We start from the raw sequence: 25,440 nt of genomic DNA on the forward strand, positions 1-25,440 counted from the left end.
GATTTAAATTTGATAAATCATCTTTATATGGTAGAAATGGTTATTGTAACTTAGTTTTTAGTTGATCAACTTCTTTAACTGCTTCGAGTGCCTGATCTATACTTACGTGTGGTTTTAATTCATTTACCCTTTTTGCCCTATCCTCTACCAGCCTCGTCCCATCTTCCAATGTTACATAAAGAGCCGTTGCCAATCGTTCGAGTTCGGCAACCCCTTTGCCACCAAGGTTTTCAGCAACGAAATCGATACTACTTTCATATTGACTAATAAACTCATCAAACTGCTGCATAACAGGAGTATCTTTAGCTACCATCGTAGGACCGTAAGGATAGGGTTGCGAAACCATCTTTACCAACCCATCAGCCCTCATCGCAGTGAGGTCTTCAGTTAAATCGAATGAATATGGGCCATGTTTATATAATATAAAATCATACCCTAATGGTATTTCCAGAAGCTTTTGTAGAAAAAAGGCAGCTTTCTGAATATGAGTTTCACCGCACCAACTCCCTCTATTTTTAAGTTTTTTCATTAAAGAAAGCATCAGTGCAGTTCTTTGCAACCTTTTCACAGAACATCCTCCTATCAAATCTTAATTATACTCTCCCTTTGTTTTTCAAGCCACCGCTCAGCCTCTTTCCGATAAAGAGGCGAAATATATACATAGTCTACAGCAACAACTGGAATTCTTTGAAGGGTTTCAGATAATGTTATAGAAGGTATAATCCGATTATCTCGTGTGATTACAGGGAAATTTACCGAACTACCTTTCTGTTTGTAACTGTCTAAACGAACAAAATCAATTCCAAATTTTTTCTCAGTTGCTTCAAAAATGGAGAAAGCCGCTTCTGGATTTTTAGATACATCTTCAGGGTTCCGTTGATAAAGTACTCTAAAATGATTTCGGTTCACTATCCGTGAAGCTGAATCGTGCCCTGCCTGAGAAGACGAGCGTGCAGCCTTAAGAATAGCTGCCGTGACCTCATTATCAGTCATTTTCAGATGAGATTCAAGATCAGTTTTATACTTTCCGTTTTTAAGCCACTGTTTCAAAAAGTCTTTTAAATGTATATCATAAACCCTTCTAACGGGATGAAAGTAGACCTGAACATACATAAAGTACCGTGCAAGAAGCATTGCTTCCGCAGAATGTAAGCCACCCTCCTCAACACCAAGAACAAATTGACCCATCTTCTTCCTTTGGCAATAATCTAAGCGTATCAATAAGCCTGTAATGATCAAATTTTCCATAAACTACTCCCGCATGGTGAGAATCACGGAGAAGATAATCCATGCGGTCCACCCCAAAAGCATCACCGACAATAATTTCTGCAAGAATAGCTTCCCAGTCTGTAAAAGTTTCATTTCTTAATTCTTTAGGTCCAACAGCTAGTTTTACAATATCCTGAGTTCGAAGCGGAGGTGTCATACACTCCCAGATTTCTCTCATTTCCTGGCTACGAATCAATTCGACAGTAAGTGTTTCATGATTTCCGGATGATAATAACTCTTTCTCAGCAGCATGAGAAAAGGGCAAATGCCCAATATCATGGCAAAGAGCCGCTACTCTAAGTACACGACGCCAATATCGCCTCTCATCCTCACGTTCAATTTCGGGAATAAGACTTTTAATTGTAGGATGAATATTATTGGGATCAGTTATTACATCATATACTTTACCAGCTAGCTCCATCATATCCAACTAGTTTTAGAATCAAACTATTGCCACCACGGCTCTGCCGTTATAGATCAACTCGACACGATCTATAATTCCTTGATTATACTGCATAACCTTGATTAGCGCATCTTCAGGTGAAGGAGCGATAACGAGGGCGGAATTTTTCCAGTCGACCTCTTGCTCACTGAAAGCTTCGACCTCCCCATCGGAGACGTACCAAAAGGATGCCATTATTCTTTCCTCCTCATTTCTTGCAATCAATCGACCGGTTTGCGGCGCCTGGTTGCTCGCTTAACAACTCGGTTGCACTGACTCCCAGAGCAATTGCAATACTCCCCAGAAGCGCGAGCGAAGGAACCTTTTGCCCATTTTCCACGGCAGACAGATATTCTCTTGTAATACCGACAGCCAAAGCCAATTCCCGCTGCGTCATTTTCTTTTCACAGCGGATTCGTTTGATGGTTAGCTTTATCACAAAGAACATCACCTCGCCTACTCTCATTGTAATTTAATAGATTATAAAAATCAAATTATAAGCAATCTGATAAATTACTATAATTTAATTTTATTGGCAATTATCTACCAAAAGCATAGAAAATCTTGACCTTACTTACTATTTGAAATATGATAAATGTAAACTATTAGATTAACATCAAGAGGTATGTAATGGAGATAGGCTCCCGGATTCGAGAGGTTAGAGAACTAAAAAGGATTAAACTAAATGAATTAGCTCATTTAGCTGGCATTTCCAGAGTTTATCTGAGTGACATAGAACGAAACAAAAAGATGCCGCTTATTCCAACATTAGAGCGAATTTGTGCCGGTCTCGGCATCACCCTTGCCGATTTTTTTACCGAGGAGAAGTCGGAACTTGCGCCGGAACTTTGTCGGTTGCTTGAAACGGCGAAGAAACTGACCCCCGAACAGCAAGAATACCTGCAAAAACTATTAGAAGCCATGGGCAAGGAGTAAACCTTCGCCTATCTTTTATACAATATTGTTGAACAAAAAATTAATAAGTATTACTATTCAGTAAATTCCTAAGCAAATCTAGATAGTGTTTTTGTCAGAGGGACGGTTCTCTTGGCAGATTAATTTATTTGCGCGCAGAAATGCAAATTGAGCATTTTATCTGTAACAACAAGTTTCAGGTGTCAGGATTGGTGGCTTATCTTTACCAGCTATTCAACAAAAAACCTTTGATATTCAAATGTGTAATCCCCTTGTGGGACATATCGACATCATCCATGCTGACCACGAACTTAGGAAAGTTATCTTCGATTTGGAGTAGATTTCCAAACTCCCGTTCCTGCGTTTTTTTATCGGCTAAGAGATAGGCGACCTGAACATAGATGCTTTTCCCTTGCTTCTCGGCAACGAAATCAATCTCTTTTGTATCAAGTTTACCTACATAAACATCATACCCGCGCCGTCGAAGTTCTAAATATACAATATTTTCGAGCGTCTGAGATATATCATCCTGCTTATATCCTAAAACAGCGTGCTTGAAGGCGTTGTCCGCTAAATAAAACTTCTCTTGCGTTTTCAGAATCTCTCTGCCCTGCAAATCCTGACGCGAACACCTATTGAGAATATAGGCACCTTCCAGTTTTGAAAGATAATTGTAAACCGTTTCAATATCGATTTTCCGGTTCTGACTTTCCAAAAAGCCTTTTATGGAGTTTGCCGAAAAGGTGTTGCCAATGTTATCAAAAGCGAACTTCACAATACGCTCCAACTGGTCAACCTTCCGTATTTGGTTCCGCTTCACAATATCGGTGAAAATGGTAGTGTTGTAAATATCTTTCACGATGACATAGGCTTCATCCAAGGTAAGTGGTTTAAGATGAACGGCAGGGAAACCGCCGTATTCAATATATCTTAAAAATTCCTTGGAGAGATCGGCAAGCTCGCCGTACTCTTTCCTAAACACTAAATACTCCGCAAAGGAAAGCGGATGTATGCGAAATGAAATATATCGTCCGGTCAAATAGGTCGATATTTCTGAGGACATCATTTTGGAGTTGGACCCTGTGACAAAAATATCAACATTGTATTCGGCTTCCTCCATGAAGGTATTGACCAGCCGTTCCCAATGCTCTATTTCTTGGATCTCATCCAAAAATAAATACGTCCGTTCACTTGGAACAAGTTTATCTTTGATGATCTCAAATACTTGTTTCACATCCGTATTCTGCCATTCCAAGGTATCGAAGTTAAAGCGGACTATACGGTTTTCGGATATTCCCCTCTTTTTAAGCTCATCCATAAGCATCAACATAATGGTTGACTTTCCACAACGGCGGACCCCAGTTAAAATCTTTACTAACGGCATATCAATAAACGGCGTGATTTGGTCAATGTAAGATTGCCTTATAAGCATAGCGACCACCTCCTTCCAAATAATATAATCTAATTAATATAAAAAAATCAACAGTTTTTATGGTTATAACCAAAATATATTTTTATATCCATATCGACAAATGTATATAAAAAACAGCTATGGATTATCACGCCTAAATAATGCAAGTTCTTCTATCGCCGCCTCAAATCGCTGCTCAACTTCCGTCGTAAAAATCAGGGGACAGGGACTCTGTTTCAAGCTTTCCAAATCCATTGGAATACCAATTTCCGAGGATAACGTTTGAGCAGCAAGAGTTTTCCCACAGCTAGGTATGATCCCATATTTCTTACCCAACAACCTCTATAATCCCACCCCCAGACAGCAACATTAACTCCACGTGCACCAGATTTATTACCTCGATGTCTTTCGTGCCTCGCAAGACCTCCCCGGGTAAGAACGCAATCTTTCTCTCCACCTATCTGCTAAGTTGTCATGGGGGATGTCACGGGGGACGGTTCGTCTGACAAAGTAATTTATTTGCGCAGAAATGCAAATTGAGCATTTTGTCTGTAACAACAAGTTTCAGGTGTCAGCAGAACCGTCCCTATAACAATTTCTGACGTCCCTCGCTTCTACCAATTCTTTTATATCAATATATCAATAACATTCCACCTGTCCCCTGTTTTTAAATTAACTTTATTTAATGCCGGTCTTGGTCTGTTCATAACCAATCTTACCCTGAGCTATTTCTTCTAAGGCAATTGTAACCGGTTTATTAGACTCACTTTCAATTAACGCAATTTTTCCATCTATAATTTCGCGGGCCCGTTTGGCGGCAAATATTACCAGAGCATATTTGCAATCGGCTTTTTTCAATAAAATCTCCAACGACGGATTAATCATACAATTTCTCCTTTAAAATCTATTCCGCTCGTTCTTCTAGTTCCCCCTTATGTGATCCTTTTTTTATAACTTAATCCCTTTTAGATGATCTTTTTCGATATAAAAACCGCCTCGGTGGATATTCGGCATATGCCGGCGAGTGTGATTCGGCACACCCAATCTTCTATCCCCGTAGCGGTAAAAATTTTATATTTAGTTAGTACTCGTCAATAAGCACTAAAATTATATTAAGTTCTTTTCAAGAATTGTACCATAAAATTTCTTACCCGTCAATTTTACTATTTTTCAGTATTCATGCCAATGGAATTTCTTAAATTATCCTAAAATTTATATTGTTTGTCGGCTGCGTGTTATAATTGAGACATAGCTGTCTATGATTAGGCGCAAACTAATTAATTGATCCGGGCTGGAGGCTTGTATGGAAGAGAGATTAAATGAGGTAACGCATGGTCTAGGAGCATTGCTTTCCTTGGTCGGGCTTATTATCCTCGTTGTGGTCTCGCCAGCATGGCAACATATGGCATCTCATAAGTTCTAGCATCTATGGCACTTCGCTAGTTCTGTTATATCTAGCTTCGACACTGCATCATAGCTTCAGCAATGAAAAACCCAAATATATCTCTGAGAATAAAAGTTAATATTTCCAGGAGTTATTACGCGGTGTGATTTTCGGGACTACTTTTTTTGCATTGGACGGTCTTCTGTTTCCACCATAAGTTCGCACCCGTACTGGCAACTCTTCAGTAATTTTTACCGGAGTACTGTGTGACTCTTTGGTAAGCATTTTTAGTGCGGCCGCAAGTAAAGAGACGGAATCCATTTCTGTAAGGAGTTCTTCAGCCCTGCCTTTATAGTGGTCATAGTTTCCCTCTTCGACTTGATTCAGTAATTTTTCTACTGTTAAGCGCTGTTGTCCTTCTACCGCATCCGCCATGGTCGGTACGGGCATCCGGAGGATTTTGCGTTTAGTAGTTTGTTCGATTGAATGAAGATGCTCTAGTTCGCGAGAAATTACAAAAGTCAAGGCTAAACCCGGTTGTCCCGCACGGCCAGTTCGGCCAATTCGATGAACGTAGCTCTCGGGGTCTTGCGGGAGATCAAAGTTATAAACATGAGTGACTCCACTGACATCCAGACCGCGGGCAGCGACGTCAGTAGCGACAAGGATGTCAACAATTCCTTCTCTAAATTGCCGTAGGACAGCATCCCTCTTGGACTGTGTTAGGTCCCCATGAATTCCCTCAGCAGAATAGCCACGTTTTTTTAGCGCCTCTGAAACTTCATCAACACGTCGTTTTGTCCTGCCGAAAACGATTGAAAGTTCGGGAGACTGGATATCCAGCAGGCGACATAAAACATCAAACTTTTGGCGGTCATTGATTTCCATGTAGTGTTGCTCAACCAACGGAATGGTTATTTCCTTGGCTTTGATTTTTATTAAGGCCGGATCATGTAAAAAACGTTGGGCCAGGTTCTGAATTGGTCTGGGCATGGTAGCAGAGAAGAGGAGTGTTTGGCGTTCATCGGAGGTTGTGCTTAAAATCTGTTCTATATCTTCTATAAACCCCATGTTCAGCATTTCATCAGCTTCATCTAAAACGACCATCTGGGTGTCTTGAAGCTTAATTGTCCCACGCCTCATATGGTCCATCAGACGTCCTGGCGTCGCTACGATGATTTGGGGATGTCTTTTCAAGGCTTTAATTTGCCGCTGAATGTCTTGGCCTCCGTATATCGGGAGCGCATGAATCTCTGTAAACTGCCCGATTCTATTCAGTTCTTCCGCTACTTGTATAGCAAGTTCACGAGTAGGGGTTAAAACAATTCCTTGAACCATTCCCGGATGTTTTTTTACCTTTTCAATTAACGGAATGCCGAATGCTGCCGTTTTCCCTGTGCCGGTTTGGGCCTGTCCAATGAGGTCTTTACCCTCAAGCAGAACAGGAATACCTTCTAGTTGTATCGGTGTAGGTTCCTCAAATCCCATTTCGTTTAGTGCTCTAATGATTTCATTACTAATTCCTAATGCTTTGAATTTTTGCAATCGATATTGCCTCCTCGTAATAGCCGGTGTCAATTAGTGTTACCACCGGCAAGATGTAGTATGTGTTTGCTTCTGTATAATGTTGTCACTACGTGACTATGAATGATTGCCTGTCAAATAAAAAACTCCCCTACTCAAAGCAGAGGAGTTAAATTCCTATCGTCTATTATTTTGACTGAAACAGTCTCTACAGTAAACGGGACGGTCACTGCTAGGGCGGAACGGGACTTGGGTCTGCACACCGCAAGCGGCGCAGGTTACATCATACATTTCACGCTGCTGATAGTTGTTGTTGCGACTGGAACCACGATTGTTTTGTTGTTTGCGGGCTGCTCTACAAGTAGGGCAACGACCAGGTTCGTTGGTGAACCCTTTTTCCGCGAAGAAATCTTGTTCTGACGCGGTAAACACAAATTCGGCGCCACAGTCACGGCAGGTTAAATTTTTGTCTTGGTTCATTTAGAATCCTCCTCAATTTTTCTACCCAGAATAGTGAATGGTAATTACTCATAAAAACTTCCCTCATTAAGTAGCTTGAGAAGGATAAATGGTTAACGCACCAGCAAATTTTCTTGGGCTATCCAAGCATACTACACATTCGGGCAAATGTAAAGCACATTACGGCACCTTTTTTCAAAACTATGTTATTCTTTACTTGAAACCCTTATAGAGATCTGGAAAGTGCTTTCCTCCACACAAGAGTATTCACGGCAGGCATTAGGACGACTACTCCAGATTGAGCACCCCTGGGATGTTAAGTAATAACATTCCATGTTTTCTTTTTTAGCCAAAATTGCAAACGCATCCGGGCCTTCTTCCCACAAATATTTATCATACGTTTTAAGACGCAATCGTTCTGGCGGGGTAAGCGGTACCAGGAAATTTTTGCAACAGGCCTTGTCATTGCAGTTCTTACATGCTTCGACTATCACATCTTCACATGGCCAGTTTTCATCGGCTAAATATTCCACAGCAAGCCCTCCATTCAAATTGTGCAATATATCCGCCCGCAGTTATAGTTCTCACCTTACATCGCTATCAGCAATTGGGTGAAAAAACTAGTCTTCCTCATCATAACAGCATTGAGGTGCGCCGTCTCCTTTGCTCTCCAATCTTCTATATGTATTTTCATAATCCTCTATTCATGAATAAGAGCCAACTGTCTGTAGCCTCCTAGCTTTCTTTTTGGCGTTTAGTTGTCACGGGGACAGTTCCTTCGGCAAACAGTTTATGTGGAAAATCAGGGTCACGTATTGCGTTATTGCGCTTATTTAATATACAATCAAGACAAAAACCTGCCCTCTTGTTTAAGCGGTTAGTTTTATTTTCAGTTTACCGTTTTTTTTCACAAAAATACAAACTCCTGCTACATTCAACCTGATCCAGCAGGAGTTTGTATTTTAACGGCAGAACATACATTATGCCGCAGTTGAGTCTGAGCAGATAAGACTATATCAATACTGCTTTCATGTTGACAGATGAACTCCTCAAACTGCCGCATAACAGAGTATCTTTAGCTGCTATCGCAGGACCGTACTTGTCTGCGGGACGGTTCCGACGACAGAATTCAATGTTATATTTATGTCACAAGAACTGTCCCCATGGCGCTTTCGAAACAAATGTCTTATTTCTCATAAGGAGTAACTGCCCATTTTATGCAATTATCTTTCTTGCCTCCAAATATGTCGTAACCTTTCAGAATATCGTTCAGTGGAGCGTGGTGAGTAATAAGGGGTCTCATGTTGATTTTTCCTGTCTTTATAAGTTCGATCAGGAAAGGAATGCGATTGGCATTTACGAGACCCATGCTTAATGTTATGTTCTGAATCCAGAGTTTGTTCATGGCTAATTCAAATGGTTTTTCGAATACTCCGATGACAGATACGTTACCTCCAGGCCGGACACAGTCAAGAGCCAGCTGAAGGGTCGGAGCAGCACCGACGCCCTCAATGCAGCGGTCCGCACCACGGCCGTAAGTCAACTTTTTGACTTGTTCAACGATATCGCAGTTTTTAGGATTCAGCGCGATGTCAGCGTAACCGTTTTTTATGGCAAAATCCAGCCTTTCCTGAATGATGTCCACAGCAATAACCCGCGCGGGGCCCCACAACCTAGAGGCAGCCATAGCGCACATGCCGACAGGGCCGCAACCGGAAACCAAAACGGTTTCACCAGGCTGAATATTGGCGTTTTCAGCCCCGAAATAGCCAGTGGAAAGGATGTCTGCAACACACAAGACGTCTTCATCGGTGAGCTCCTTAGGGATAATATGGCACCCAAGGTTTGCATGTGGGACACGGACATATTCAGCCTGGCAACCGTCAATCATGTAGCCAAAAATCCAACTGCCGGTTTCGCAGTGGGAATAGATCCCTTGCTTACAATAAAAGCATTCACCGCACTGGGTGATACAGGAGATAGCGCATCTGTCGCCGACTTTGACATTGTGAACTGCTGAGCCGATTTCGATAATCTCGCCGCAAAATTCGTGGCCGAGAATGCGAGGGCTTTCGACCTCTGGTACACCGCCATGCCAGATGTGAATGTCGGTACCGCAGATGGTCGTTGTGGTTACTTTGACAATAGCGTCGTCGTCTTTGATAATCTGCGGGATAGGGACTTCATCTAAGCTGATGTTTTCCGGTCCGTGATAGACCAGAGCTTTCATTGTTCCTTGCATTTTAAACTCTCCTCGATATAATTATTTAGCAAATAAATATTATTTACTAATATTTATTATATCAAATTTTTATGCCTATCGCAAGCTTTTGTATGTGTTTGTAGCTTTTTATAGCTGAAAAGGATAGGGTTCCTGCTAATTCGGTGCTGCTTTTTCCACTGAAATAATTTGATACATACAGCCGCCATATTCGTTTAGTATATGCTTTAGTTCTTCTGGGCTAGCGCCGTTAGATTTCAAAACAAGTTCAATCTGTACCTGTCTTTGATCATCAGCAGTCTGTTGAAGTTTTCCTGCTTTGACAGCAGCGATAGGTAAGGAGGAATTGCTGCGAATATGCGAAAGAATTTCTTCGGTAGATCTTTCAGTGTCACCAATTTTTAGGAGAAAATGGCCATGGTCACCACCCTTTGCTGTATCTATTTTATTGTCAACCATCCTGATCACTCCTTTTTATTTTTTCCTTTTTCCCAAGTTTTATTCGCTAAATGGCTGAAAGTTTCCTGCAAATTGCTATGCGCACCGCTACCTTCCCCCGCTACCTTAACAGGATAATCACACCCTTTACACAAAGACCGGTTACTATCGCCGCCAAAGTACTGGCAAGGGTGCCAATAATATAATACTGAGTAAAATCTCTGTTTTCAAATTCCTTCAACCGGGCAATGGATTTGGCTGCAAATACCAGGCCAATAGCATTATACGACTCTAATAAAACGAAAATAAGAATGATACTGCGCTCCAGCCGGCCGATAAACTCACTGGAAATATACATATCAGGCGGCTTGTCCGGCCCGTATTTCTCGATGGCCAGCCTGACAATAAAATTCACGCCTCGAATATTGATCAATACTGCACATATTATGGTTATGGCCACTATCAATTGGGATTCCGATATTTGCTTTATTTCCGGATAATAATTCACAAACCAAAAATATCGGGCAATACCATCCACTATTGCTAAATTGGGGGTAATGCCTTTCAACCAGGGATAGCTTAGAATTATGGCAAGCAAATGCAGCATTTGGTCGACCAGCAGACTTTCAAATCTTTGCCGGCAGTGTCGTTTATCAAACTCCGCTCTGGATTTATCAACGATTAAGTGCAGAAGGCCTAATACTGCTATGACTTTTAATAAAGAGAAATTGCCGTAAGGAAGCGTGAGAATAACAGCCGTCCCCATCCCGATTATTGTATGCTGCAGAAGAGCATAGGAACTAAGGTTCTTTTCTCTGGCCATCCGGCTGGTTTGTAAGTAAAAGTCGGATATAATATGAGCTAAAATCAACAACGCGACTACGACTATACAGGTCAACCGAATTCCTCCAACTATACTGTTTATATACTGACGAGTCCGCAAGTCCTGCGGCTTATAATATCGCCTTTAGAGTGAATATGTTATAGTTATCGCCTTTAGAGTGAATATATTATCGCTATTCCCTTAAGAGTGAGTAGGTGCTCCGGCCAACAAGCATAGCCAATATGGTCTGTTAAACCGGGAATTCATTCTTTAGATATTTTTCAATTTCTGTCCTAGCCATGAGTATCTCATAATAAGAGGCTGCCGCCAGCGCTTTGCTAACTGTACTTTGGGTTACGTTTAGTTTTTCAGCAACCTTTTTCTGATTATTAAATTCTTCCATCAAAGCAACAACTCTAAATTGATTATCAGTCATCTTTTTCTCACAGGATTCGATGAAGAAGGCTAAAGAATTTATTAATCCGGTTCCAGCATAGTCCGCTTTCAATAAAGTGCCTGATCTACTTTTCTTGGCTTGCTTGACAGCTTCCCGCGCCCGATGAAATGCCGGTCCGTCGGCTAAGCTTACGAAACTTGGATGGATATCGGTGCTAATTTCCCCTATACCTATGCCAACAACCAATTCGTAAGGCCGCATTTGTTTCCTGGCAAATTCAACAATTTTTAAGCTTACGGAAACATTGCTCAGCAAAACTTCAAATTCATCCCCGAGGGTTAATGCAAAATTTGCGGCAATATCATCTGCAAATATTTGATTGCCTTTGTCAATCATATGGCGAAACTGCTCTTGAATAGCCTTACGCTCCGCATATTTCCGCGAGTCAGCAATATCACCGATTATTGCAGAATAAATCATGGTTACACCTCTATAGCCTCGGCAATTGTCGCAAATTAGTAATATATACGCCGCATTAAAGAATTGGTATCTGGTATCAGGATAAGCTGAGGTTGAGCGACAGCGCCGAAGCGTTCCTAATACTCGGATATAATTCAATTCTTTAATGCGTTCCATGTAGTCATGTAGCATAATAGTATATTTTCTGTGTAGTTCTTACATCTCCTTCTGGTTGTAACATGTAATAGTAATTACGTAATTACATTGATCCCGGGCAAGCACTGCGTGCTTCACATATCCTCCTATACTTCCCTAAGATTGGCAATCTTTGCTATCTATAAGATATCCGGAAGTAGCCCCGTTTATTTCCGGATACGCGCCATAGCAGCCAACTACCGTGATTTTCATTCCCCAAAGCCTCCTAATGTTTTCCCTGTTCTAATGCCGTATCAAGTCTTGGCCATTGCTTCAGTTAGCTTCGTTTCAACGCCTCGGCGACATAAATTTCCTTGAAGCATTTTTTCCCGGACTTGGCAGGAAATATTCCTTCAGTGGGTAATATGATTAGCTATATGGAATGCATTAAGGAATCCTATAGGGATGTGAACAAATGCTAAGAGAATTTGCTTTAGGCTTCGGTGACCGTGAAATCAAGATATCTCTCCCGCCGGAGCAGATCATAAATATTGTAGAGGGCAAACCTGTCGCCGCGATTACCGATGTACCCGCAGCGGTAATCGCGGCGCTCAGCAATCCCATCGGCTCACCCCCTTTGCAAACAGTTATTAAGTCCGGCGACAAAGTAGCCATCATCGCCAGTGACATTACCCGCCAATGGGTCAGACACGATCAATTCCTCCCAACGTTGCTTAACGAACTAAATGCGGTTGGCATACCGGACAGGGATATCAAGCTGATTGTTGCCCTGGGCGCGCACCGTCATCATACTGCGGCGGAAAATATATTAGTCTACGGTCAGGAAGTTGTTAGCCGCATCCAAATCGCCCAAAGCCATGCACCAGCCAAAGAGGATTTTGTCTACGTAGGCAAGACCTCCCGCGGCGTGGAAACCTATCTCAATAAACATGCCGTTGCTGCCGACAAAGTCATTCTGACCGGCGGCATTGTGTACCATCTTATGGCCGGCTTTGGCGGCGGCCGTAAAGCCATCATTCCCGGTATATCAGGATATGCAACGATTCAGGGCAATCACAGCTTTTGCCTGCATGACGTAGTTGGCCAAGGTATCAGTCCCCGTTGCGGTGCCGGTAAGTTGGACTGTAATAATATGCATGAAGATATGACCGAGATGGCGGCCATGCTAAATCCGGCCTTTCTGTTAAATGCGGTTTTTACTCCGGAAGGCAAATTCGCCCGCTTTGTGGCCGGCCATTGGCAGACAGCCTGGCTGGAAGGATGCCGGACGGTCGAAAGCATCTTTGGGGTACCGGTCAACAGCCAAGCCGATCTGGTCATTGCCTCCGCCGGCGGTTTCCCGAAAGATATAAACCTGTATCAAGGAGCAAAGGCCATTGATAATGCTTTTGCGGCCGCAAAGGAAAACGGCGTCATTATTTTACTGTTAGAGTGCCGCGATATTATGGAGCCGCCTGATTTCAGCGGCTGGTTCAATTACGAGTCGCTTCGGGACAGAGAAATAGCCTTGCGGCAGGGCTTTACCGTCCCCGGCTTCGTTGCCTTAAAATGCGGTCTTACGGCTAAAAAGCTACCACTCATTGCTGTCACTCTGCCGGAAAACAAAGCCTTCCTGAAAAAAGCCGGCATGATCGCCGTTACCACCGCGGAAGAAGCCTTAACGATTGCGGCAGAGAAACTAGGCCGGAAGAATTATACCATCACCGTCATGCCCCATGCCGCCAACACCGTGCCATTGGTGCAAACTAATGCGTAGTGCTTTCCTGCTTTTTTAAATAGGATATTGCGTTTTGAGTCAGCCGCTTTTATTGTCGCTTTTACTGTTTTAACGCTTTCCGGACCACTTCCCGGTTAATTCCGGTGATGTCGGCGATTTTTCGCATTGACCAGCCGCTGTCCCGGGCTAAACATCGCAGCAGCTGATTCCGTTCAGCTATGTACTCACGCCTTTGAATGTCTTGTTTAGTCAGGTTATGATCACGCAGATACTTTTCAATGTACCCGCCCACTTCTTCCTGGTTCATAGGCAATCTGCCGCTATCAATGTCCAGATATTTATTATTCAAATCTTCACTGTGATGAAAGTCTTGAAAGTCGGCTGCGGCGGCAGCCATGTCCCGCGAAAAAAGTTCGAGTATTTCCTGTACTTCCGGCAGAATTGACAGGTTCCGGCTGATATAATAGCGATAACTACTCCATGGGTATGTTTCCAGTGAACTTACCCCCGCATTAGCAGGATTTTGGTGAATATAGCGAATGACAGACAGTAAATAGCTTTCCTCCTCAATGTTTTCACTTTTATACCGGTCCTGGAATACGTGACCTACCCGCTGATATTTCTGGTTGAAAAAATATGCATATGCCGTGCCTACGCTTCGCATAAGATCCGAGATATTCAGCCGGTTTTCCTTGATGACCAGGTGCACGTGGTTATCCATCAGGCAGAAGGCGTACAAAAGGTAGTTCCCGCCATCTTTCTTCCGCAACAGTAATTCTAAAAACTTGGCCTTATCCTCATCGTCAATAAATATATTTTTGCGTTCATTTCCCCGGAGCATGACATGGTAAATTCCCGTCTTGCTTCGTAATCTGGCCGCTCTTGGCATAGTGGATAATCACCTCTGAGATAATCTTGCCATATCTTTGTTGTTTTGTCAAAAGAACCGTCCCCTTGCCTAATGCCCAACAGGTATTTTGAATACATGGGTATTTTTCAGGGTAAACCTGTTGCCAAAAAAAGCTTACCGCCGTATTATTTATGAAAAAGGCTTTAAGGAGTAAGGGGTAATGATAAATGGCAATAACTAGTTTGGAAAGAATGAATAACTCCGATTTGGCGGGATATTACAGCACTCTCAGCCGTAATTATAAAAAAGTCCGGTCACAAAATCTCAAACTGGATATGTCCCGGGGTAAACCCTGTCAGGAACAACTGGATCTTACCGCCGGACTCATTGATTGTCTCAGCCGGACCGATTTTCGAGCAGCCAACGGTACAGACTGCCGGAACTATGGCGGCATAGACGGTATTCCGGAAATCAGGGAGCTTTGTGCCTGGATCTTGGAAGCCAGGCCCGCCGAGGTTATTGTGGGGGGGAATTCCAGTCTGGCGCTGATGCACGATCTGATTGTGCGGGCCATGCTGCAAAAGTTGCCGGGGAGTGAGACTCCTTGGAAAAAACTGCCGCAAGTCCGGTTTCTCTGCCCAAGTCCCGGTTATGACCGGCATTTTGCCATCTGTGAGTATTTGGGAATCGAAATGATACCCGTTAATTACCAGGCTGACGGTCCGGATATGGATAAAGTAGAGCGACTGGCAGCCGCCGATCCGACTATAAAGGGTATCTGGTGTGTACCCAAATACAGCAATCCCACCGGTATAACCTATTCCGACTCAGTGGTAAAGCGTCTGGCAACAATGACTACTAAAGCAAGTGACTTCCGGATATTTTGGGATAATGCTTACGCCGTTCATCACCTGACCAACACACCGGACCGGTTGCTGAACATTCTTACCGCCTGCAAAAACGCCGGCAATCCTGACCGGGTTTTTATATTCGCCTCCTCTTCCAAAATCAGCTTTCCCGGCAGCGGTATTGCAATGATGGCCGGCAGCGAAACCAATATTAACTGGCTGAAAAAGCAGATGATCATACAAACGATTGGGCCCGATAAGATGAATCAATTGCGGCATGTCCGTTTCTTCAAGGACCCGGCCGGCATTGAAGCCCATATGCGCCGGCATGCAGCCATCATCAAACCGAAATTTGATTTGGTTACGGCAATTTTTGAATCTACCTTGGGAGGAAAAAACCTGGCCACCTGGAGCAATCCCCGGGGCGGTTACTTTATCAGCCTGAACACGTTACCCGGTTGTGCCAAAAAAGTAGTCGCCAAGGCGGCTGAAGCGGGAGTCGTACTCACTGGCGCCGGCGCCACTTTCCCCTACGGCCTTGACCCGGAAGACAAGAATATCCGGATAGCTCCCACTTTCCCGCCGCTACCGGAATTAAAGCAGGCTCTGGAGTTGGTTGCCCTTTGCATCCAGTTGGTCAGCGCCGAGCAGGAACTCGCTAAAAGGAGTACTCCGGCAAAAAACAAAATCGCTGCCGTTTAGGCAGCGATTTTGTTTCGTTTAAACAGGGGCAATTCGCAGTGAGGTTTAGCAAGACTCAAAATCGTTATCACAGAATAAAAGTAGCAAAATAATGATGATGATAACGATTACAGCAAAACCGTTACGGCCACCACCACATCCAAAACCCATATGTATTCCCCCCTAAAATATGATGAAGTTTAGTTGAAAACTTTACTCTATCCTATGTAACAGGTAGCCGGCTTGCTACTCACCAGGCTTAATTTGGGCTCGGATAACACTGTCATTGCCGTTGCCAAAGTTGTGCTATTAATCCCATTGCTGGAAAGCCAAACAGGGCTATGAGACCTGGTTAAATTAGCTCCTGTCCGGGTAAACAGCAAAAACGAATACCGCCGTCATAAGGGAAAAACAAAAAATCCGCCGGTAATCCAGGCATGAGCCCGGAATCCCCATTGTCCTGACCCGGAAACACCCTCCAAGCCCTCAAGTCCCCATACCGGGTGGTACCGCTTCCAGACTCCGGCGGGGGTAGAGTCCCTCACCGAAGACTGATGTTCAGCGAAAGCTAAACGAGTTTACCGGATATAATTAAAAAGCCACCCATCGAATTTCTCAGGGTGGCTTCTCTCATTTATAATTTGCGAAATTTCACCAGATCAGCAACTGTTACCACTGCCATTTTGTGCTTTTGGGCAAAGGCGGCAATCTCCGGCAACCGGGCCATGGTACCATCAGGATTGGTAAGTTCACAAAGAACGCCGTATGGTTTTAACCCGGCCAGCCACATCAAATCAACAGTAGCTTCTGTATGGCCTTGCCGCTCCAGGACCCCGCCGGGGCGGGCCCTAAGCGGAAAAACATGCCCTGGTTGGCGCAGGTCCTCCGGTCTGGCGTTGTCGGCAATAGCAGCCATTACTGTCTGTACCCTGTCGGCAGCCGACACGCCGGTAGTCACTCCTTCTGCCGCTTCGATGGATACGGTAAAGGCCGTCTGGAACCTGCTGGAATTGTTCTCAACCATCATCGGCAGTTGCAATTGCCGCACCTTGTCCGGCGGCAGGCACAGGCAAACAATTCCACTGCATTCCCGGATCAGCATTGCCATTTGTTCTTTCGTCAAAGTCTCAGCCGCGAATATCAGGTCACCTTCATTCTCCCGCTCCTCATCATCGGCAACTAACACGCCGTTTCCCTTACGTAAAGCGCACAGAGCGTTTTCCACCCTTTCAATTGGGGTGCCAAACTGACTAAATGGGTTCTGATTCATGGTAAAATGCCTCCTATTATTATAGTCGACTTACCTGAACCAGGGCGAAGACAGACAGCTAACATTAGACGGCAGATTCCATAAAAACAGGTGAACCATTACAGTCCTGTTGGATAAATCGCTGACTGCCTTATCCTCTTTCATCCGGACTGTAACCGTCGGCTCTGGCATCAAACCAGATCTGCAGACCTCTTGTTTCGGTAAGAAAAAGAGCGCACGCGGGCTCCCTAGATCCATCTAGGATACCGCCGGTGGGGACTTTCACCCCGCCCTGAGAATAAGTCACAGTTTGAGAATACAATAATTTGCCGTATTGTGTCAAGGTGTCAAGACCTTAAATAGGACAGAAGAATTAGGTATAAATAGGACAATGGGCTTATTAAATTCCATAAATAGTTGCTGTATACTATTAGTAGTTGATTTTTTCTTATTACTCGATTTTAATCAAAGAGGAGCGGATTGTATGCCAACAAAAATGATTGCGGTAAAGGACTTAACACCTGGTATGATTATTGGCGAGCCGGTACTTTCCGCCAGCGGCAAAGTGCTGTTAGGGCAATACATATCCATAACACCTAAAATAACGGCTCTATTAGCCATGTGGGATATCAACTATGTGTATATAAAGGTTGAAGACGGAATAGAGCCGGCGGCAATACAAACAATAGACAACCAGCCGTCCGATCCCTCGCCGCTTGACCTTTCCGATGAATGTCAAAAATTCTTTAATGAGTACGATAATATTGTTACCACCGCTGCCCAATCCTTTGAGTTCATTCGCGGCCAAAAACAAGTCCCGGTGCAGGAGCTGAAAGACACATCCTTCAGCATTTACTCCACCGTGCTCGCCAATGGCTCGGCCGCCCTGGACTACCTGCTGGTTAGCGACTATACTATAGCTGATAAAGTATCACGGCATTCGGTCATGGTAGCATTTATCAGCAGTATTATCGGCCGCCAGTTGAAACTGTCCGTCGATGAAATTCATATACTTATTTTGGCCGGCCTGCTGCACGATGTTGGCAAGTTCATCGTCGCCAATGATAATAACAGCAACGGGCCGCAAGCGCATGTAATCAACGGCGCCAAACTCTTACGCACCGTTCCCGGTCTGCCCCGGGAAGTGGTCGTAAGCGCTCTGCAGCATCATGAATATATGGACGGCAGCGGCTTTCCACTGGGTCTAACCAGTGAGAAAATATATCTTTTCGCCCGAATTATCGCAATTGCCAACATCTTCCACCACCAGACCTATGACGAGGAATTTTCCAATCCGTTTCCGGCGCTGGATTATTTATCCAAAGATATGTTCGGCAAGCTGGATCCTGCTATTTGTCAGCCCTTTATCAGGCAAGTCCGGGATTCGCTGATTAATTCTCCCGTATTGTTAAATGACGGGCGTGTCGTACAAGTTGTATTTTTTAATCCGTCCCATGACTACAGTCCCGTAGTCAAGACTCAATGCGGTACGGTAATTGATCTGGGAACAAGCAAGAACATCCATATTAAACGGGTTGTTGCGCCGGAATACCTGGCAAACGCCAATTAAGATGATTAGAAGACGCCCCGTGAATCCATTGCCTGCGTACACGGCCAAGTACGCAGCGCCGCCGGGTTCATGGGGCTGCCTGCATCCGAACCTTTCTCCTTTCTCAACAGCCGGATATTTTATTTGTTATATTTTTTTAGTACAGCAAGCACTTCTTGGATGTCAGGCAACTCAGGCACCGGGTAAATCTTAACCCATACAACTTTACCTGTCTCATCAACGACGACATTAGCCCTTTCGGAAAAGCCTTCTTCCGCCCGGAACAGGCCGTACTCCCCTGCTACTTTGCCATGGGGCCAAAAGTCTGACGGCAGCCGGACGTTAGCAATTTTCAGTTCTTTGGCCCAGGCATTTTTGCTTGGGTAAGGATCGACGCTTATCCCCAAAGGAACGGTATTCAGACCGGTCAACTCGGCGAAATTCTCCTCCAGGTTTTTCATCTGCTCGGCACAAACCCGGGTCCACGCCAGCGGATGCCATGATAACAGCACCCTCTTCCCCCGGTAGTCGGATAGTTTGATCGTATCCTGGCGGTTATCGGTTAAGCTAAAATCCGGCGCCGTATCCCCCGCAGCAATGATTCTCATCGTAACTCCCCCTTCAAATATTTAATAAATAATTATTATCTAAAGATATTCGTCATTCATTTGTGAATTCCTTCCCCCAAAAGACTGACCTGTTATTTTAACTTATCGTTAAACCCGGCTGTTGTTAATACTCGTTTATGGCCCGTGCCAACCGTTTAATTCCCTCGACAATTTTCTCTTCCGGCATATTGGAGTAATTTAAGCGTAAGGTATTTGTCACGCCGCCGTTAGGAAAAAATGAATCCCCCGGGACGAAAGCCACGTTATAATTTCTTAGGCAGTTCAGCAGCAACTCAACCGCTTTGATCCGTTCCGGCAAGACCGCCCAGGTAAACAGCCCGCCCTGAGAATAGGTGAACTTTACCGTACCGGGAAATTCGGCCTGCATTGTCTCAACCATAACGTCCCGCCGGCGGCGGTAAACATTAATAATATTGGCCACAAAAGCATCCAAGTCATAGATCTCAATAAATTTGGCAATTTGCCGCTGGCTAAGAATTGAGGTATGCAAATCCGCGCCTTGTTTAATCAATACATATTTATCTAAAAAGCGGGAGTCCGCCGCGATCCATCCTATCCTCAGCCCGGGACAAAAGATTTTGGAAAAAGTACTGATATAGATTACCAGCCCCTTTTGATCCATAGACTTTAAGGACGGCAGCATTTCTCCCTCGAATCGCAGCTCACCATACGGGTTATCTTCAATAACCGGAATTTCGTATTCGTTCATCAGTTCAATCAGCTGCCGGCGCCGCGCCAGCGACCATGTCCGGCCGGAGGGATTCTGGAAGTCCGGGATGACATAGATGAACTTTACTCTGTTGGTTGTCGCCAGAATTTTTTTTAGGTCCGCCATGACCATGCCGTCATCGTCGGTGGGTACTTCTTTAAAAACCGGCCGGTAGGCTCTGAAGGCGCTGATCGCCGCCAGATAAGTCGGACTTTCGCACAAGACGACATCGCCTTCATCGATAAACAGCTTGCCGGTAAAATCCAGCCCCTGCTGCGACCCGCTTATAATCCGTATATCCTCATAGGTAACACTGGTTTCGTTTTTTCGGTTCATGCGTTCGGCAATCTGCCGCCGCAACGGCACAAATCCCTCGGTAGTGGAGTATTGCAAGGCCTGCCTGCCGTTTTCCTCCAATACCAGCTCAGTCACATGCTTCATCTCTTTTACAGGAAAAAGCTCAGGCGCGGGAAGACCGCCGGCAAAGGAGATAATCTCCGGGTTCTCGGTAATTTTCAAAATTTCACGGATTTCTGACGCCTTCATGAACTCCATTCTTTTGGCAAAAGCAACTCCCATACGGCTGTCCCCCTTATTCACTCCAATAGTTTATCATCAATACTAAAGGGTTATGTTGCCAATGTACATATCCAATTGCAAAATATCCCCCAGAATTGGATACTATATATGTCGCATTAAAAATTGACATCCGGGTATTCGGATAAGCTGAGTTAAGCGACAACGTCGAGGCGTTATACCCGGATATAATTTCAAGTCTTTAATGCGTTCCATATAACTGAAATATGATTAATAAAAGCAGCAGGTATATCAAACCTGCTGCTTTTATTAATCAGTCTCTTTAACTTTTGCGGGCCGTAAAAAATATTATGTAGTAGCATCGGCAATAACCAGTCATTCACTGCAATTAACTTTCGGCCGGTAAGCTAAAAAGATTGAAAAATACTGTTGCTTGGAATCTATATATCAGAATGATTAGAAAACCCGACTGGCGCCGAGCCTAAGCGATAGCGATAGCCGTTGGTTGCACTTATGTCAACAGAAAGTACTCCTATTTTCTGTTAGACTAAAAAATGGAGGCTTTAAAAATGAAAATAACAGTTAATCCTGGCCACTATCCGGGTTTGGACCCGGGCGCAATTAACCCTGAAACCGGGCTGCAAGAGGCAACGGTAAACCAGCAGGTGGGTGAAAAGCTGGCAAGCCGTTTAAAGAATTACGGGCATGATGTGTTGCTAATCCAGCGCAATGAGTTATACGAAATCACCGATGAAAGCAATACCTGGGGTGCTGAATTATTCATCTCGCTTCATTGCAATTCCTTTACAAGCTCAGAAGCCCACGGTACAGAGACATATCATTTTCCCGACAGTGAAAAAGGGAGTAAGCTGGCCTCGCTGATTCAGGCCGAATTCATCGGCAGCCTGGGACTGGCCGACCGTGGTGTAAAAGCCGCAAACTTTTATGTACTGCATTACACCGATTGTCCGGCAGTACTTTTAGAAATGGCTTTCATCACCAACCAGGAAGAAGCCGCCTTACTGGAAAATCAGGACTGGCAGGGGAAAGCCGCCGATGCTATCGCTGCCGCTTTTCAGCGCTATATCCAGGGGGCCGGCGCTGACGAAACCGCCGGCTTGAAGGACCCAGCCGGCAACAATGGCAAGCAAGTTGAAACAACAGATTCCCATGATCTTGAGAGTTGAATGAACCGTAATAAAATAACCCGGGCTGCAATACAGGCAGCCCGGGTCTTGCTATTTTGCGTTTTTCACATTATACCGGAACAACCAAGTTCCGGACTGCTTCCCGTACCGCCTTTTCGCCCTGGCTGAAGTTCAGTTGGTGTACACCCATAATTGTCAGCTGGGAGAATACGTAGTTGCGGAAAGAATAGAAAGGTTTGCCTTGCAGATCCCTGTCGCTTAGCTTGTAATCCGACTTGGCAATATTCTCCAGCAGGGGAATTGCCCATTTAACCGCCGGAACACTGATAACCCAGTCATGGTCGCCGAGATTGGTAACAAAAGTTTCGATTGCTCTGGGCAGGGGAATTGTTTTGCCGCCGGCAGCCAATAGACCAAGGCGGACCGGGTCTTTGCCGGCAATGATTGCTCCCGCTTTAAGATAATTTACTACTCTTGCTTCTTCCTCCGGCGTTCCGGGATTATCGTGGGCGCTGGCCTGGGCGACGATTACTTTGGCCGGCAGACCGCGATAAATAGACTCGGCTATACTCAGGATGTGATGAGCGCCGGTCCCCGCAATCGTAAACTCAGGCAGACTGCTGGCATCATCCTGCCACTGGAACACCCAGGGTTTATGAAGGTCATGCAGCAATTGGGCGGCTATTACTACATCCTTGTCCAAATATAAAGCATCGGTATTTATGTAGCCATTATATAAACCCAGGGAAGAACGGACGTTTAACGCCGTGTGAACCGGCAATCCTCCCGGATAGGAGTGGTGGCTCGCATAGCCGCTGCCCGGGGCAGACTCAAAGGGCTGAGGCTTGCGTCCGGCCGCAGGTAGAGGCGGCAGAAGGTTTTCCGCAGTAACAGACTCTTGCAACAGACCGTTGGCCAGGAGTTCCTTGCGCAGCTTTTCCCGGTCGCCGGCGGCAGTATATTGGGCAGCTACTTTAGGAACCGGATTCTCTATAATCTCGGTAACCGCCCCCCGAAGTTTGGCGTCACTGATCTCCCGGCTGGTAGCCAGCAGGAACTGGTAGCTTTCTTTCACCAGTACCGACTTGTTAGCCATATCCACTGGACTTAGTGCCTGACATTCCGCCAGCGAGATTGCTTTAATATTGGCAGTGCCGGCTTTCGCAGCTCCGTAGGAAACAGCAGGAATAGCGCTCATAACAGCCAGGGTAGAAGCTGCTCCGGCCGTAACCCGGAGAAAGTCCCGCCGCGATAGGCTGCCTTTTTCCATATCAACCATTTTAAGCACTCCTTTCATCCTATGCACGTTTAGGCATAAATTACATATAATTACATAATTATATTTTAGATATTATTGGGCTAGGAAATGTTACTATCAGATTAAATTTTGTTTAATATTTATTCCCTTGCCAACTCCCCCTGTTTTTCACTTGTTATCCAAGATATTTCTAAGTAGAATTATTATAGAAATAAAAAATATAAAAAGGGGTTGGGGAAGATTCTAAGCTATTATCCGGCCTGTATGGCTGCGGAGGTGTTCTAATGCTTAGCCTGGTAAAGATCGTACCGCTGGTGAGCCTGATATTAATGATACTGATTGTAATGCCGTCGGTGGTCCGGGCGGCGGCCGCCGAATCAGGCCCGGTTGCTTCCACCTATACCGTCCCGGAAATTAAAACCTTTTCGCTTAAGCAAAAAGACGTTGTCGCCATTGCTGTGGAAGAATGCCTGCCTGCCGATGCTGTAGCCAATCCTCTGGAATATAAACTTGAGCCTGTCTTTAACGCGGATATGATGAAAAATAGGCTGGAAGTCACTTTGATGAACGTAACCGCTACCGGGGGGGAGCTTGGTACTGCCGGCGGCAAATTTATTGAAGCTTTTAACGCGAATTACCTCAAGCGGGTTAGCATCGAAAAAGCAGCTGAAAATCGTCTCAAAATCACCGCCGACTTCCCGGCAACCGCCAAACCGCAGATCACTACCGTAAAGCGCAAACGGGTCAGCCGGCCTGACAACACCACCGTCTACCGCACCTACCTGGTGCTGAACTTCTCACCCGGCAGCCCCGCAGAGCCGGCCAAGACTATTGTTCTGGACGCAGGCCATGGCGGCAAAGACACCGGCGCCACCAACAACTACCTGTATGAAAAAAATCTTAATCTGGATATCGCTCTCCTCACCAGAGACATCTTGCTGGCGCGGGGTTATGATGTTTATATGACCCGGACAGACGACCGTTTCATAAACCTGCTGGACCGGGCGGATGCGGCAAATATCCTTAACGCGGCTGTGTTTATCTCCATACATAACAACTCCATGCCTGAGGATATGCCGGATTCTGCCAGGAAGCTATACCGGGGCACCACAGTCCTGTACAACTCTGCCGCCCCCCAGCCGGCAAAAGATCTGGCAACCATTATGTGCGATAAGCTTGCCGGCACTCTCGGCACCCACCAATATCCTTTGCAGAATCGTCCCGGCTTGGTGGTCTTAAACTCTACCTGGGTGCCTGCGGTTATTGCCGAAGTTGCGATGCTGCCTCATGCCCAGGACGCCAAAATGATTTCGCAGCGTATCTATCGCCGGGAAGCTGCGGCAGCCATCGCCGCGGCTACCGAAACCTACTTTCGCGTTTGTGCTGCGCTATAAGACAGAAGGGGATAGGCATGAAAATGGACATATCACTCAGCAAAGACTTGTTTATCATACTGGCCGGATTAGTATGCCTCATTATTACCTCGCCCGTGTATGCTGCATCGCCTTCGGTCGGCAACACCCCTGCCAATATCAGCAACAACGGTCTGGCAGCTGCGCAAGACGGGTACATTTACTTCCTTGACCCGGTTGGCGACATATACGCCGGCAGCAGTGAAAAAATCTTCAAAATAAAAGAAGGGGAATCCACCCCGGTCCTGCTCGGTGACGATGAAGCCTGGAATTTGAATGTCGCCGGCGACTGGTTATATTACAGCAACTGGTCGGATAATCACCGCATCTACAAAATCCGTACCGACGGCGCCGAAAAAACCATGATCGGCAACGACCCGGCCAACAACGTAGCATTAACCGGTAACTGGCTGGTTTATGTCAAATGGACCAATACCACCGGCGCCGCCGATAATAACATTTATAAGGTATCGCTGGACGGACAAACCAAAATTCAACTAAACCGCGATCAGTCGGAAAATCTTACGGTAGCTGACGATTGGATTTATTACATTAATGCTTCCGACGGATACAAGCCGTACAAGATCCGGTTGGACGGCACGGAGCGTACAAAGATTGCCGATGATCAAATCTTGTTCATGGCGGTGGCTGATGATGGTTATATCTATTACAGCAACTACTCAGACGGGAGAAAGTTATACCGCATCAATACGGACAGCCAGGGCCGAAGTAAACTCAGCGACGACCGGGCAGGCTTTATCAACGTTGCCGCCGAGTACGTGTACTATACCAATGCCTCCGACAGCGACAGTTTATACCGCATCAAGGCCGACGGTTCCGGCCGCAAGCAAATCTGCGACTTTGGCACCGGACCTACGCCTATTAATGTAATAACAAACCAACTCTATTACAACCGGTTGTTCATAAAGGTCAATTAGTAAGAAAAACAAACAGC

At 45.1% G+C, this 25,440-nt stretch carries 26 protein-coding genes and 1 riboswitch; of the genes, 7 read left to right on the forward strand and 19 right to left on the reverse strand.

The genetic code is table 11. The features are described 5' to 3' along the window. Window positions 1–40 precede the first annotated feature (40 nt). From MAMMFC1_RS05620 to MAMMFC1_RS05635, 5 genes are read right to left on the reverse strand one after another with little or no spacing between them, the layout of a single operon-like run. Window positions 41–568 carry a hypothetical protein gene (locus tag MAMMFC1_RS05620; RefSeq protein WP_126307231.1) on the reverse strand — a complete coding sequence of 176 codons (528 nt, stop codon included), beginning with the start codon at window positions 566–568 and terminating at the stop codon, window positions 41–43. Between the two features lie 14 nt (window positions 569–582). Beyond that, on the reverse strand, window positions 583–1,248 hold the full coding sequence (locus MAMMFC1_RS21950) for an HD domain-containing protein (RefSeq protein WP_197723920.1): 666 nt from the start codon (window positions 1,246–1,248) through the stop codon (window positions 583–585). Continuing rightward, window positions 1,163–1,693 (reverse strand): HD domain-containing protein, encoded by a 531-nt coding sequence (locus MAMMFC1_RS21955; RefSeq protein ID WP_232035793.1) that lies wholly within the window; start codon window positions 1,691–1,693, stop codon window positions 1,163–1,165. Before MAMMFC1_RS21955 ends, MAMMFC1_RS21950 begins: the two co-directional genes overlap by 86 nt. Before the next feature lie 18 nt (window positions 1,694–1,711). After that, window positions 1,712–1,906, reverse strand: a complete 195-nt coding sequence (locus MAMMFC1_RS05630; protein ID WP_126307233.1) for a hypothetical protein — start codon at window positions 1,904–1,906, stop codon at window positions 1,712–1,714. 13 nt (window positions 1,907–1,919) lie between these two features. Further along, window positions 1,920–2,150 carry a helix-turn-helix domain-containing protein gene (locus MAMMFC1_RS05635; RefSeq protein WP_197723922.1) on the reverse strand — a complete coding sequence of 77 codons (231 nt, stop codon included), beginning with the start codon at window positions 2,148–2,150 and terminating at the stop codon, window positions 1,920–1,922. Between the two features lie 191 nt (window positions 2,151–2,341). Between MAMMFC1_RS05635 and MAMMFC1_RS05640 the strand changes: the two genes are divergently transcribed. After that, window positions 2,342–2,647, forward strand: coding sequence for a helix-turn-helix domain-containing protein (locus MAMMFC1_RS05640; protein WP_126307237.1), 306 nt, complete (start codon window positions 2,342–2,344; stop codon window positions 2,645–2,647). 202 nt (window positions 2,648–2,849) lie between these two features. Here MAMMFC1_RS05640 and MAMMFC1_RS05645 read toward each other — a convergent pair whose 3' ends face one another. The 9 genes from MAMMFC1_RS05645 to MAMMFC1_RS05690 form a co-directional block, all read right to left on the reverse strand. Further along, complete coding sequence (locus tag MAMMFC1_RS05645; protein ID WP_126307239.1) at window positions 2,850–4,058, reverse strand: ATP-binding protein; 1,209 nt, start codon at window positions 4,056–4,058, stop codon at window positions 2,850–2,852. Between the two features lie 657 nt (window positions 4,059–4,715). After that, entirely contained in the window at window positions 4,716–4,922 is a 207-nt protein-coding gene (gene rpoZ, locus MAMMFC1_RS05655) for a DNA-directed RNA polymerase subunit omega (RefSeq protein WP_126307243.1), read from the reverse strand. A gap of 634 nt (window positions 4,923–5,556) precedes the next feature. Continuing rightward, window positions 5,557–6,966: a DEAD/DEAH box helicase gene (locus tag MAMMFC1_RS05660; RefSeq protein ID WP_269471866.1), complete on the reverse strand. Its 1,410-nt coding sequence runs from the start codon at window positions 6,964–6,966 to the stop codon at window positions 5,557–5,559. Between the two features lie 156 nt (window positions 6,967–7,122). Continuing rightward, window positions 7,123–7,425 (reverse strand): zinc-ribbon domain containing protein, encoded by a 303-nt coding sequence (locus tag MAMMFC1_RS05665; RefSeq protein ID WP_126307245.1) that lies wholly within the window; start codon window positions 7,423–7,425, stop codon window positions 7,123–7,125. A 185-nt stretch (window positions 7,426–7,610) separates the two neighbouring features. Then, complete coding sequence (locus MAMMFC1_RS05670; RefSeq protein WP_158618659.1) at window positions 7,611–7,937, reverse strand: YkgJ family cysteine cluster protein; 327 nt, start codon at window positions 7,935–7,937, stop codon at window positions 7,611–7,613. 653 nt (window positions 7,938–8,590) lie between these two features. Further along, window positions 8,591–9,646 (reverse strand): alcohol dehydrogenase, encoded by a 1,056-nt coding sequence (locus tag MAMMFC1_RS05675; protein ID WP_197723923.1) that lies wholly within the window; start codon window positions 9,644–9,646, stop codon window positions 8,591–8,593. A gap of 135 nt (window positions 9,647–9,781) precedes the next feature. After that, entirely contained in the window at window positions 9,782–10,084 is a 303-nt protein-coding gene (locus tag MAMMFC1_RS05680) for a hypothetical protein (protein WP_126307249.1), read from the reverse strand. 100 nt (window positions 10,085–10,184) lie between these two features. Then, window positions 10,185–10,961, reverse strand: coding sequence for a DUF3307 domain-containing protein (locus MAMMFC1_RS05685; protein WP_158618660.1), 777 nt, complete (start codon window positions 10,959–10,961; stop codon window positions 10,185–10,187). 175 nt (window positions 10,962–11,136) lie between these two features. Then, complete coding sequence (locus tag MAMMFC1_RS05690; RefSeq protein WP_158618661.1) at window positions 11,137–11,763, reverse strand: SatD family protein; 627 nt, start codon at window positions 11,761–11,763, stop codon at window positions 11,137–11,139. A gap of 589 nt (window positions 11,764–12,352) precedes the next feature. Here MAMMFC1_RS05690 and larAH10 point away from each other — a divergent pair. Further along, a complete protein-coding gene (larAH10, locus tag MAMMFC1_RS05695) occupies window positions 12,353–13,654 on the forward strand; it encodes an NPN-dependent 2-hydroxyacid racemase, LarAH10 family (RefSeq protein ID WP_126307255.1) in 1,302 nt (433 codons plus the stop codon). A 61-nt stretch (window positions 13,655–13,715) separates the two neighbouring features. On the opposite strand, the gene MAMMFC1_RS05700 is transcribed toward larAH10, so the two are convergent. After that, window positions 13,716–14,504, reverse strand: a complete 789-nt coding sequence (locus tag MAMMFC1_RS05700; protein ID WP_126307257.1) for a transposase — start codon at window positions 14,502–14,504, stop codon at window positions 13,716–13,718. A gap of 188 nt (window positions 14,505–14,692) precedes the next feature. Here MAMMFC1_RS05700 and MAMMFC1_RS05705 point away from each other — a divergent pair, with 188 nt between their 5' ends. After that, window positions 14,693–16,015 (forward strand): aminotransferase class I/II-fold pyridoxal phosphate-dependent enzyme, encoded by a 1,323-nt coding sequence (locus MAMMFC1_RS05705; RefSeq protein WP_174234364.1) that lies wholly within the window; start codon window positions 14,693–14,695, stop codon window positions 16,013–16,015. Between the two features lie 613 nt (window positions 16,016–16,628). On the opposite strand, the gene ribB is transcribed toward MAMMFC1_RS05705, so the two are convergent. Beyond that, the gene (gene ribB, locus MAMMFC1_RS05710; RefSeq protein ID WP_126307259.1) at window positions 16,629–17,264 is read right to left on the reverse strand and encodes a 3,4-dihydroxy-2-butanone-4-phosphate synthase; all 636 of its coding nucleotides are present in this window, start codon (window positions 17,262–17,264) and stop codon (window positions 16,629–16,631) included. Between the two features lie 128 nt (window positions 17,265–17,392). Beyond that, window positions 17,393–17,547, reverse strand: a riboswitch (FMN riboswitch). Window positions 17,548–17,727: 180 nt separating this feature from the next. Here ribB and MAMMFC1_RS05715 point away from each other — a divergent pair. Continuing rightward, the gene (locus MAMMFC1_RS05715) at window positions 17,728–18,813 is read left to right on the forward strand and encodes an HD-GYP domain-containing protein (protein ID WP_232035692.1); all 1,086 of its coding nucleotides are present in this window, start codon (window positions 17,728–17,730) and stop codon (window positions 18,811–18,813) included. Window positions 18,814–18,932: 119 nt separating this feature from the next. On the opposite strand, the gene MAMMFC1_RS05720 is transcribed toward MAMMFC1_RS05715, so the two are convergent. Continuing rightward, entirely contained in the window at window positions 18,933–19,400 is a 468-nt protein-coding gene (locus MAMMFC1_RS05720; protein ID WP_126307261.1) for a redoxin domain-containing protein, read from the reverse strand. A 124-nt stretch (window positions 19,401–19,524) separates the two neighbouring features. Then, on the reverse strand, window positions 19,525–20,709 hold the full coding sequence (locus tag MAMMFC1_RS05725; protein ID WP_126307263.1) for an aminotransferase-like domain-containing protein: 1,185 nt from the start codon (window positions 20,707–20,709) through the stop codon (window positions 19,525–19,527). Between the two features lie 527 nt (window positions 20,710–21,236). Here MAMMFC1_RS05725 and MAMMFC1_RS05730 point away from each other — a divergent pair. Continuing rightward, window positions 21,237–21,854, forward strand: a complete 618-nt coding sequence (locus tag MAMMFC1_RS05730; RefSeq protein WP_126307264.1) for an N-acetylmuramoyl-L-alanine amidase family protein — start codon at window positions 21,237–21,239, stop codon at window positions 21,852–21,854. Between the two features lie 70 nt (window positions 21,855–21,924). Here MAMMFC1_RS05730 and MAMMFC1_RS05735 read toward each other — a convergent pair whose 3' ends face one another. Further along, window positions 21,925–23,094, reverse strand: coding sequence for a TAT (twin-arginine translocation) pathway signal sequence (locus MAMMFC1_RS05735; RefSeq protein ID WP_197723924.1), 1,170 nt, complete (start codon window positions 23,092–23,094; stop codon window positions 21,925–21,927). A 263-nt stretch (window positions 23,095–23,357) separates the two neighbouring features. On the opposite strand from MAMMFC1_RS05735, the gene MAMMFC1_RS05740 reads away from it, so the two are divergent. Beyond that, window positions 23,358–24,467 carry an N-acetylmuramoyl-L-alanine amidase family protein gene (locus MAMMFC1_RS05740; RefSeq protein WP_126307265.1) on the forward strand — a complete coding sequence of 370 codons (1,110 nt, stop codon included), beginning with the start codon at window positions 23,358–23,360 and terminating at the stop codon, window positions 24,465–24,467. A 17-nt stretch (window positions 24,468–24,484) separates the two neighbouring features. Next, window positions 24,485–25,423 carry a DUF5050 domain-containing protein gene (locus MAMMFC1_RS05745; RefSeq protein WP_126307267.1) on the forward strand — a complete coding sequence of 313 codons (939 nt, stop codon included), beginning with the start codon at window positions 24,485–24,487 and terminating at the stop codon, window positions 25,421–25,423. The last annotated feature ends 17 nt before the right edge of the window (window positions 25,424–25,440 follow it).

It is taken from the genome of Methylomusa anaerophila (assembly GCF_003966895.1).
Taxonomy (GTDB): domain Bacteria; phylum Bacillota; class Negativicutes; order Sporomusales; family Sporomusaceae; genus Methylomusa; species Methylomusa anaerophila.